Origin of the sequence: Subdoligranulum sp. APC924/74, assembly GCF_003324125.1 — a bacterium.
Classification (GTDB): domain Bacteria; phylum Bacillota; class Clostridia; order Oscillospirales; family Ruminococcaceae; genus Gemmiger; species Gemmiger qucibialis.
The window spans coordinates 1-7835 of sequence record NZ_PSQF01000106.1; the positions used below are offsets into that span (position 1 = coordinate 1).

5 protein-coding genes are annotated in these 7835 nt (G+C 53.1%); 3 read left to right on the top strand and 2 right to left on the bottom strand.

What is annotated here, in order from left to right; all coding sequences use genetic code 11:
- Positions 1–147 precede the first annotated feature (147 nt).
- Positions 148–1353, bottom strand: a complete 1206-nt coding sequence (gene ilvA / locus C4885_RS14335; protein ID WP_114000985.1) for a threonine ammonia-lyase — start codon at positions 1351–1353, stop codon at positions 148–150.
- Between the two features lie 710 nt (positions 1354–2063).
- Here ilvA and kduI point away from each other — a divergent pair.
- Together kduI and C4885_RS14345 are read left to right on the top strand one after the other, a co-directional pair.
- Positions 2064–2909 (top strand): 5-dehydro-4-deoxy-D-glucuronate isomerase, encoded by an 846-nt coding sequence (gene kduI, locus C4885_RS14340; protein ID WP_114000986.1) that lies wholly within the window; start codon positions 2064–2066, stop codon positions 2907–2909.
- A gap of 153 nt (positions 2910–3062) precedes the next feature.
- Positions 3063–3872, top strand: a complete 810-nt coding sequence (locus C4885_RS14345) for a gluconate 5-dehydrogenase (RefSeq protein WP_114000987.1) — start codon at positions 3063–3065, stop codon at positions 3870–3872.
- A gap of 480 nt (positions 3873–4352) precedes the next feature.
- Here C4885_RS14345 and uxaC read toward each other — a convergent pair whose 3' ends face one another.
- Positions 4353–5795: a glucuronate isomerase gene (gene uxaC / locus C4885_RS14350; RefSeq protein ID WP_114000988.1), complete on the bottom strand. Its 1443-nt coding sequence runs from the start codon at positions 5793–5795 to the stop codon at positions 4353–4355.
- Between the two features lie 365 nt (positions 5796–6160).
- Here uxaC and C4885_RS14355 point away from each other — a divergent pair, with 365 nt between their 5' ends.
- A complete protein-coding gene (locus tag C4885_RS14355; RefSeq protein ID WP_114000989.1) occupies positions 6161–7660 on the top strand; it encodes a tagaturonate reductase in 1500 nt (499 codons plus the stop codon).
- The last annotated feature ends 175 nt before the right edge of the window (positions 7661–7835 follow it).

A 7835-nucleotide genomic window follows, 5' to 3' on the forward strand; every position in this document is an offset into this window, starting at 1 on the left:
TTGGCAACGCAGATGCCGTGCCGCAGCTGCCGGAGCGGTGCTTAAGCCGCAAGGCGGGAATTGTGCGGTGTTGCCTTTAGTCTTAAGCTGCGTGCCTTCCCCTATTTCTTAACTCCTAACTCCTCCCACCTAACTCCTAACTCAAAATTACGCTCTCTCGCTTACCAGCTTAAAGCCTTCTTCGGTCAGTTTGGCTTTAATTTGTTCGATTTGGGTGTGGTCGCGGGTTTCAAGGCCGAGCTTGAGGAAGCAGCTGGTCACGGTCATGTTGGGGTCGGCCAGGTCGTACTGCACGCTGACCACGTTGGCCCCCATGCCGGAGATGATCTCGCTCACGCGGGTCAGTTGGCCGGGCTTATCCTCCAGGGCAATCATCAGATTGGTCTTGCGGCCGCTCATGATCATGCCGCGGGTGATCACGCGGGAAAGGATGTTTACATCGATATTGCCGCCGGAGATCAGGCAGACGGTCTTTTTGCCCTCGATGGGCAGCTTGCCGAACAGCGCGGCGGCAACCGGCGTGGCACCGGCACCTTCGGCCACCAGCTTCTGGTTTTCCATCAGGGCCAGGATGGCGGCAGCAATCTCATCCTCGCTGACCGTCACGATGCCGTCCACATACTGTTCGATCATCTTAAAGGTGGTTTCGCCGGGGGTCTTTACCGCAATGCCATCCGCAAAGGTATCCACATGGTCCAGCGTTTCATACGTATGGTCGCGGTACGCATTGTACATGCTGGCGGCACCGGCAGCCTGAACGCCGTAAATCTTGACATCGGGGCGCAGGCTCTTGATGGCAAAGGCCACACCGGCCAGCAGGCCGCCGCCGCCCACGGGCACCACAACAGCTTCCACATCGGGCAGCTGATCCAGAATTTCCAGGCCAATGGTACCCTGACCGGCAATGACCAGCTCATCATCATAGGGGTGGATGAAGGTCATGCCTGTTTCTTTCTGCAGTTCCACAGCGCGGTCATGGGCGTCATCGTAAGTGCCCTTGACCAGCTCCACCTGGGCGCCCAGGCGTTTGGTGCTTTCCACCTTCATCAGCGGCGCGCCGTCCGGCATGCAGACAACGCTCTTGATGCCCATGCTGGTGGCGGCCAGTGCCACGCCCTGTGCATGGTTGCCCGCCGAGCAGGCGATCACGCCTTTGGCGCGCTCCTCTGCTGTCAGCTGGCTGATTTTGTAATAAGCGCCACGCACCTTAAAGCTGCCGGTCACCTGCAGGTTCTCGGTTTTCAAGTACAGGTCACTCGCGCTGTTCAGCCGCGATGCCGCAATCAGATCCGTGCGGCGTGCAACGTCACGCAGAACAAACGCGGCATGGTAGATCTTATCCAGTGTAAGCATTGATGTCCCCTCTCTTTTTGCTGCCCTGCATATAAATGACAATGCAAGCGGCGGTCCCCGCATATACCGCGGAGCCGCCGTGTTCTCTGCTTCGCCTTTGAAGTCTGTGCATCATTATAGTTGAGTATGTTTAATTTGTAAAGTGAATTGTTTTCATGTGTATGGCTATCGTAGACAGAATTTGTGAAGAGTTAGAAGATGGTTAGGAATCAGAAATTAGAAAATAGGAGTTTTTGGTGGAAGCCCGGTGCGCTGCACCGGGCAAAAAAGATATTAGGCCGTTGGCCATCTGTAAGTAAGCATTATAAAATTAAAGCATTCAGAGATTAAGTTACAAGGTCGGTCAAAATATACGGATTGTATATTTTAATATATATTATCCATTCGTAAATTTCACGAAACTCTTGCCATGCTCTCTGCTCATTTTTTGAGCCGCGCCACGCGCGGCGGTCCACCTTCATTATTCATTCATTATTCATTATTCTCTATTCTTTATTTATTCCTTCAACGCCTCCCTCCTAACTCCTAATTCCTAACTGCTTTCGTTTTTCTGCTGTCAAACCCGCCAAAACATGCACCGTATTCTTGTGCTTGTATACACTTTTTTCGGCCTGCAGAATCGGCTATAATGTATGTATACAAGGTCAGTGAAACGGTTGGCATCCCGCCAGTCCGCTGCCGCTGCAAGCAAAACAGGAGGATTCCGCCCCATGGATATTCGTTATTCCTGCAATCAGCGTGACTTCAAGCGCTATACCACCGAGGAAGTCCGCAATGAGTTCCTGATTACCGATCTGTACAAAGCAGATGAGATGGTTGCTGTTTACAGCCATGTTGACCGCATGGTCACGTTGGGCTGCATGCCGGTCAACGAGGTCGTGTCCATTGATAAGGGCATTGACATTTGGGCAAACTTTGGCACCCACTATTTCCTGGAGCGCCGCGAAATCGGCATTTTCAACATTGGTGATGGCGCCGGTACCATTACCGCAGACGGCGTGGCCTATCACCTGGGCTATAAGGACTGCCTGTACATCACCCAGGGCACCAAGGAAGTTACCTTTGCCAGCGATGATGCCGCCAAGCCCGCCAAGTTCTATATGGTCAGTGCTCCGGCCCACTGCCGTTATGAAACCAAGCTGATCACCCTGGCTGACGCTGCCAAGCGCCCGCTGGGCACCCTGGAAGCCTGCAACAAGCGCACCATCAACCAGTTTATCCACCCCAGCGTGCTGAAAACCTGCCAGCTTTCCATGGGCATGACCGCTCTGGAGCCAGGCAGCAACTGGAACACCATGCCCAGCCACACCCACGAGCGCCGCATGGAGATCTACACCTACTTCGAGATTCCCGAAGGCCAGGCCGTATTTCACATGTGCGGCGAGCCGACCGAAACCCGCCATGTTGTGATGCACAACTATGATGCTGTTATCAGCCCGTCCTGGAGCATCCACAGCGGCGTTGGCACCTCCAACTACACCTTCATCTGGGCCATGGGTGGTGAAAACATGGAATTCGATGACATGGATAACATTGCTACGACTGATCTTCGGTAAAACCTTTTTATAAAGAAAAAAGAATAATTAAAAGTGATGGTATTCCTTCATTATTCTTTATTATTTATTCTTTCTTCATTTCCAATCTCGTTCCCCTGCCGCTCTATGCGCGGCTTTTGAATTACATAACATCACTTTCAGGAGGTAAGAAATATGTCTGTCTGCACCCCGAAATCATTTGATCTGACCGGCAAGGTTGCCCTGATCACCGGCGCTTCTTACGGCATCGGTTTTGCTATCGCCACCGCTATGGCAAACTGCGGCGCTACCATCGTTTTCAATGATATCAAGCAGGAACTGGTTGATAAAGGTCTGGCCGCTTACAAAGAGGCTGGCATCACTGCCCATGGCTATGTCTGCGATGTTACCAACGAGGACGCCGTCAACGCCATGGTCAAGCAGATCACCGAGGAAGTCGGCCACATCAACATTCTAGTCAACAACGCCGGTATCATCAAGCGCATCCCCATGTGCGAAATGACCGCTGCACAGTTCCGTCAGGTCATCGATGTTGACCTGAACGCTCCCTTTATCGTTGCCAAGGCCATCATCCCCGACATGATCGAGCAGGGCGGCGGCAAGATCATCAACATCTGCTCCATGATGAGCGAACTGGGCCGTGAGACTGTTTCCGCTTACGCTGCTGCCAAGGGCGGCCTGAAGATGCTGACCAAAAACATTGCTTCCGAGTACGGCCAGTACAACATTCAGTGCAACGGCATTGGCCCCGGCTACATCGCCACCCCGCAGACCGCGCCCCTGCGTGAGATCCAGCCGGACGGCAGCCGCCATCCGTTTGACCAGTTCATCGTTGCCAAGACTCCCGCTGCACGCTGGGGCAACGCCGAGGACCTGGGCGGCCCCGCTGTCTTCCTGGCATCTGAAGCTTCCGATTTCGTCAACGGCCTGATTCTGTATGTTGACGGCGGCATCCTGGCCTACATCGGCAAGCAGCCGGGTTGATTGGGTGTCGGTTTGTCTCCCATAAAGGTCTGACCTGATCATAAAAGATTTTCCCCGTTTTGCAGCAGGCGTAAATGCCGCTGCGGAACGGGGGATTTGTTTTTTATGTTGATGTATGGTCATTTTTTTAATAGGCCAGCAGTTGGATTATTTGAGTTACGGAATATTTCGCAGCTCGTCCGCGGGCGCACAATGTGCGCCTCTACTAGTGTGGTAATTTTCAAATATACGCTTACGGCGGTGAGGTAAGGTTTTCGCCTCCTGCCACACCCTACCTCCAATTCCTAATTTCTCATTCCTAATTCCTAATTAAAATAGTTCCTCCCTCCCACCTCCCAACTTTTTCTCTTCGCCCCGATTTTGCCCTCTTCTTTTGCCCTTTTGTACAAGAAAAAGATTCTCATTCTATGGAAAAAGCCCTGCTGTCTTTCAGGCAGCAGGGCAATTTTTACAATGTTTTGTTTCCTGATTTGTGCAGAATTACAGGTGGAAGTAACGCTGTGCGTTGTAGTAGCTGATGCCTTCCACGATCTTCTTCAGGGTCTTCTCATCGCTGGGGTACTGGCCATTCTCGACCCAGTTGCCGATGAGGTTGCACATCAGGCGGCGGAACAGTTCGTGGCGGGTGTAGCTCAGGAAGCTACGGCTGTCGGTCAGCATGCCGATAAAGTTGCCCAGCAGCCCCAGGCGAGCCAGGGTCTTCATCTGCTGGTACATTCCGTCGTCGGTATCGCAGAACCACCAGGCAGAGCCCAGCTGGATCTTACCGGGAACTTCGTCATCCTGGAATGCACCCAGGATGGTGCCCAGCATGTCAAAGTCGGCGGGGTTCAGGCTGTACAGGATCACCTTCGGGCATTCGCCGGTCTCGGTCAGCTTGCTCAGCAGGCTGCTGATGGCGGCGCTGCCATCGGTCACAGCGATCATATCAAAGCCAGTATCGGGGCCCAGCTTCTTGTACATCTTCTGGTTGACATTGCGCAGGCAGCTGTAATGGATCTGCATGGCAACGTTATACTTTTTGTACAGGCGGCCCAGACTGATCAGCAGGTAGGTGGTGTATGCGTCGCCCTCTTCCTGGGTCAGCGGCTCACCGGCCATAGCCTTTTTGAAAGCTGCGGTTGCCTTTTCGGCGTTGGTCTCCACGTAAGGAACATAATCCAGCCCGTGGTCAGAAGCGCGGCAGCCCATCTCAACAAAGAACTGCAGGCGCTCTTCCAGAGCGTTAACCACACAGTTGGCGCAGGCGAACTTGCGGCCAACAACTTCTTCCAGCTTATGGATGTAATCCGCAAAGCCGTCCTTGCGGATGTTCAGGACCTTGTCCGGGCGGAAGGAAGGTGCAACAACAACCTTGATGGTGGGGTCTTCCTTGATCTTCTTGTGCCATTCCAGGCTGTCGATGGGGTCATCGGTGGTGCCGACCATGGCAACGTTGCTCTGCTCGATCAGGCCGCGCACGGTCATCTTGGGATCATGCTGCAGCTTATCGTTGCACAGGTTCCAGACTTCCTCAGCGGTATCGCCGTTCAGAACGCCGTTGTAGCCAAAGTACTTTTTCAGTTCCAGGTGGCACCAGGTGTACATCGGGTTGCCGATGGCCATTTCCAGTGCTTCTGCAAACTTCTGGAAGCGCTCGCGGTCCGGCTTGTCACCGGTGATGTACTCTTCGGGCACACCGTTGGAACGCATCACGCGCCACTTATAATGGTCGCCGAAGTAGTAGTCAGAGCCATCGGCCAGAACCTGATGGCCGCCCAGCCATACCTGAGCGATATTTTCAAAGCGGCGGTCCTCGTAGATCTCCTGCGGGGGAATGTGGCAGTGATAGTCTACGATAGGCAGCGTTTCTGCATAATCATGATACAGGTGCTGCGCGGTGGGGGTTTCCAGCAGGAAATCCTTGTCCATAAATGCTTTCATAATTGCAAGCTCCTTCGTTGTGTGCTGCGGGTCAACAGAACGAATCATGCTGCCCCCAAACAGCAGAATAAAACATAAGCTGATATTATTATACATACTTGCAGCGGTTTGAACAAGTTGCAAATCTTGCCCTTTTGATGTAAAAAGCACTAAAAATATTGCATCCCGCTTGTGCAAAACAGGGAAAGGGAAAAAAGTCAAAAAAGGAGCGCAAAATATATGCGTTTCTTCACGAAAGCATCTTGACGTTGCAAGCAAAAAAAAATACAATGAAGCTAAACAAGGCGCTTACGCAGCGCAGGGCGTTTTTGTCTGGCCCTGCACACCGCCGCCGTAATTGCACACATTGCAAAGGAGAATTTCCAATGGAAACTTTGAATTATCAGGTCCTTGAAAAATCCGGTTATGATGGCTACATTCTGAAAAATGCCCCCGAAAAGGTTTTGCAGTTTGGTGAGGGCAACTTCCTGCGTGCCTTTGTTGACTACTGGTTTGACCTTGCCAACGAAAAAGCTGACTGGAACGGCAAGTGCGTTCTGGTTCAGCCCATCGCCCCCGGCCTGGCCAAGATGATCAACGAACAGGAGGGCCTGTACACCCTGTACCTGCGCGGCAGCGAAAACGGCCAGAAGGTCGATGACAAGCGCGTGATCTCCAGTGTATCCCGCTGCCTGAACCCGTATGAAAAAGCTGATTATGAAAAGATGATGGACGTTGCCGCCAGCGACGACCTGGAAATCATCGTTTCCAACACCACCGAGGCCGGTATCGTTTATGATCCCGCCTGCCAGCAGAACGACTGCCCGCCGTCCAGCTTCCCCGCAAAGCTGACCCAGGTGCTGTACCACCGCTACAAGGCCGGCAAGAAGGGCATCATCATGCTGGCCTGCGAGCTGATTGACAACAACGGCAAGGAGCTGCTAAAGTGCGTCAACCAGTACATTGACCAGTGGGGCCTGGAAGACGGCTTCAAGAAATATGTCAACGAGGACTGTACCTTCTGCGGCTCTCTGGTTGACCGCATTGTTCCGGGTCGCATCCGCGACCCGAAGGAAGTTGCCGAGCTTGAAGAGAAGCACGGTTACGCTGACCCCCTGCTGGACGTTGGCGAGGTTTTCGGCGTGTGGGTCATTGAGGGCGACACCAAGCTGAACGATATCCTGCCGTTCCGCAAAGCTGGTCTGGAAGACCACGTCTTTGTTACCCCCGATATGAGCCCGTATAAGAAGCGCAAGGTCCGCATCCTGAACGGCGCACACACCGGTTTTGTTCTGGGTGCTTACCTGGCAGGCTTCGACATTGTGCGTGACTGCATGCACGACGAAACCATCCTGGGCTACATGAACAAGATGCTGCTGCAGGAAGTTGTTCCCATTCTTCCGCTGGACCAGGACGACTGCAAGAAATTTGCTGCCGCTGTGGAAGACCGCTTCAACAACCCGTTCGTCAACCATGAGCTGATGAGCATTTCCCTGAACTCCACCTCCAAGTGGCGTGCCCGCAACATGCCGTCCTTCCTGGAATATATCGAGAAGAACGGCAAACTGCCCACCTGCCTGACCATGAGCTTTGCCGCTTACATCGCATTCTATTCCAACAACATCCAGGAACTGAACGATAAGGGCCTGGTCTGCAAGCGCGCCAAGGGCAACGAGTACACCATTTCCGATGACCGCTATGTGCTGGAATTCTACAATGCCCACAAGGATGACGACATTCCGACCCTGGTTCATGCTGTTATGACCAACGAGCAGATGTGGGGCCAGGATCTGACCAAGGTTGCCGGTTTTGAGGAAGCCACCGTCAAGAACCTGACCCTGATCCGTGAGCAGGGCGCAATGGCCGCTTATAAGAGCTGCCTGTAATTTGAGTTAGGAGGTAGGAGTGAGGAGTTAGGAGTTAGGGAGCAGCGCAGAGCCTTTGGTTATCTGCAAAAAGCCCTGAAAGCAGGGCTAACAATTCCTAAGGCAATACCGCATAATTCTAAGTGCCGATACGGCGAGCGAGGTGCGGCAGATGCCAAGCCAAAAGCGCAGATAA

Excerpts from the sequence above, each read along its gene's own strand:
- ilvA (WP_114000985.1), bottom strand. The coding sequence starts at position 1,353 with ATGCTTACACTGGATAAGATCTACCATGCCGCGTTTGTTCTGCGTGAC.
- C4885_RS14345 (WP_114000987.1), top strand. The coding sequence starts at position 3,063 with ATGTCTGTCTGCACCCCGAAATCATTTGATCTGACCGGCAAGGTTGCC.
- C4885_RS14355 (WP_114000989.1), top strand. The coding sequence starts at position 6,161 with ATGGAAACTTTGAATTATCAGGTCCTTGAAAAATCCGGTTATGATGGC.
- uxaC (WP_114000988.1), bottom strand. The coding sequence starts at position 5,795 with ATGAAAGCATTTATGGACAAGGATTTCCTGCTGGAAACCCCCACCGCG.
- kduI (WP_114000986.1), top strand. The coding sequence starts at position 2,064 with ATGGATATTCGTTATTCCTGCAATCAGCGTGACTTCAAGCGCTATACC.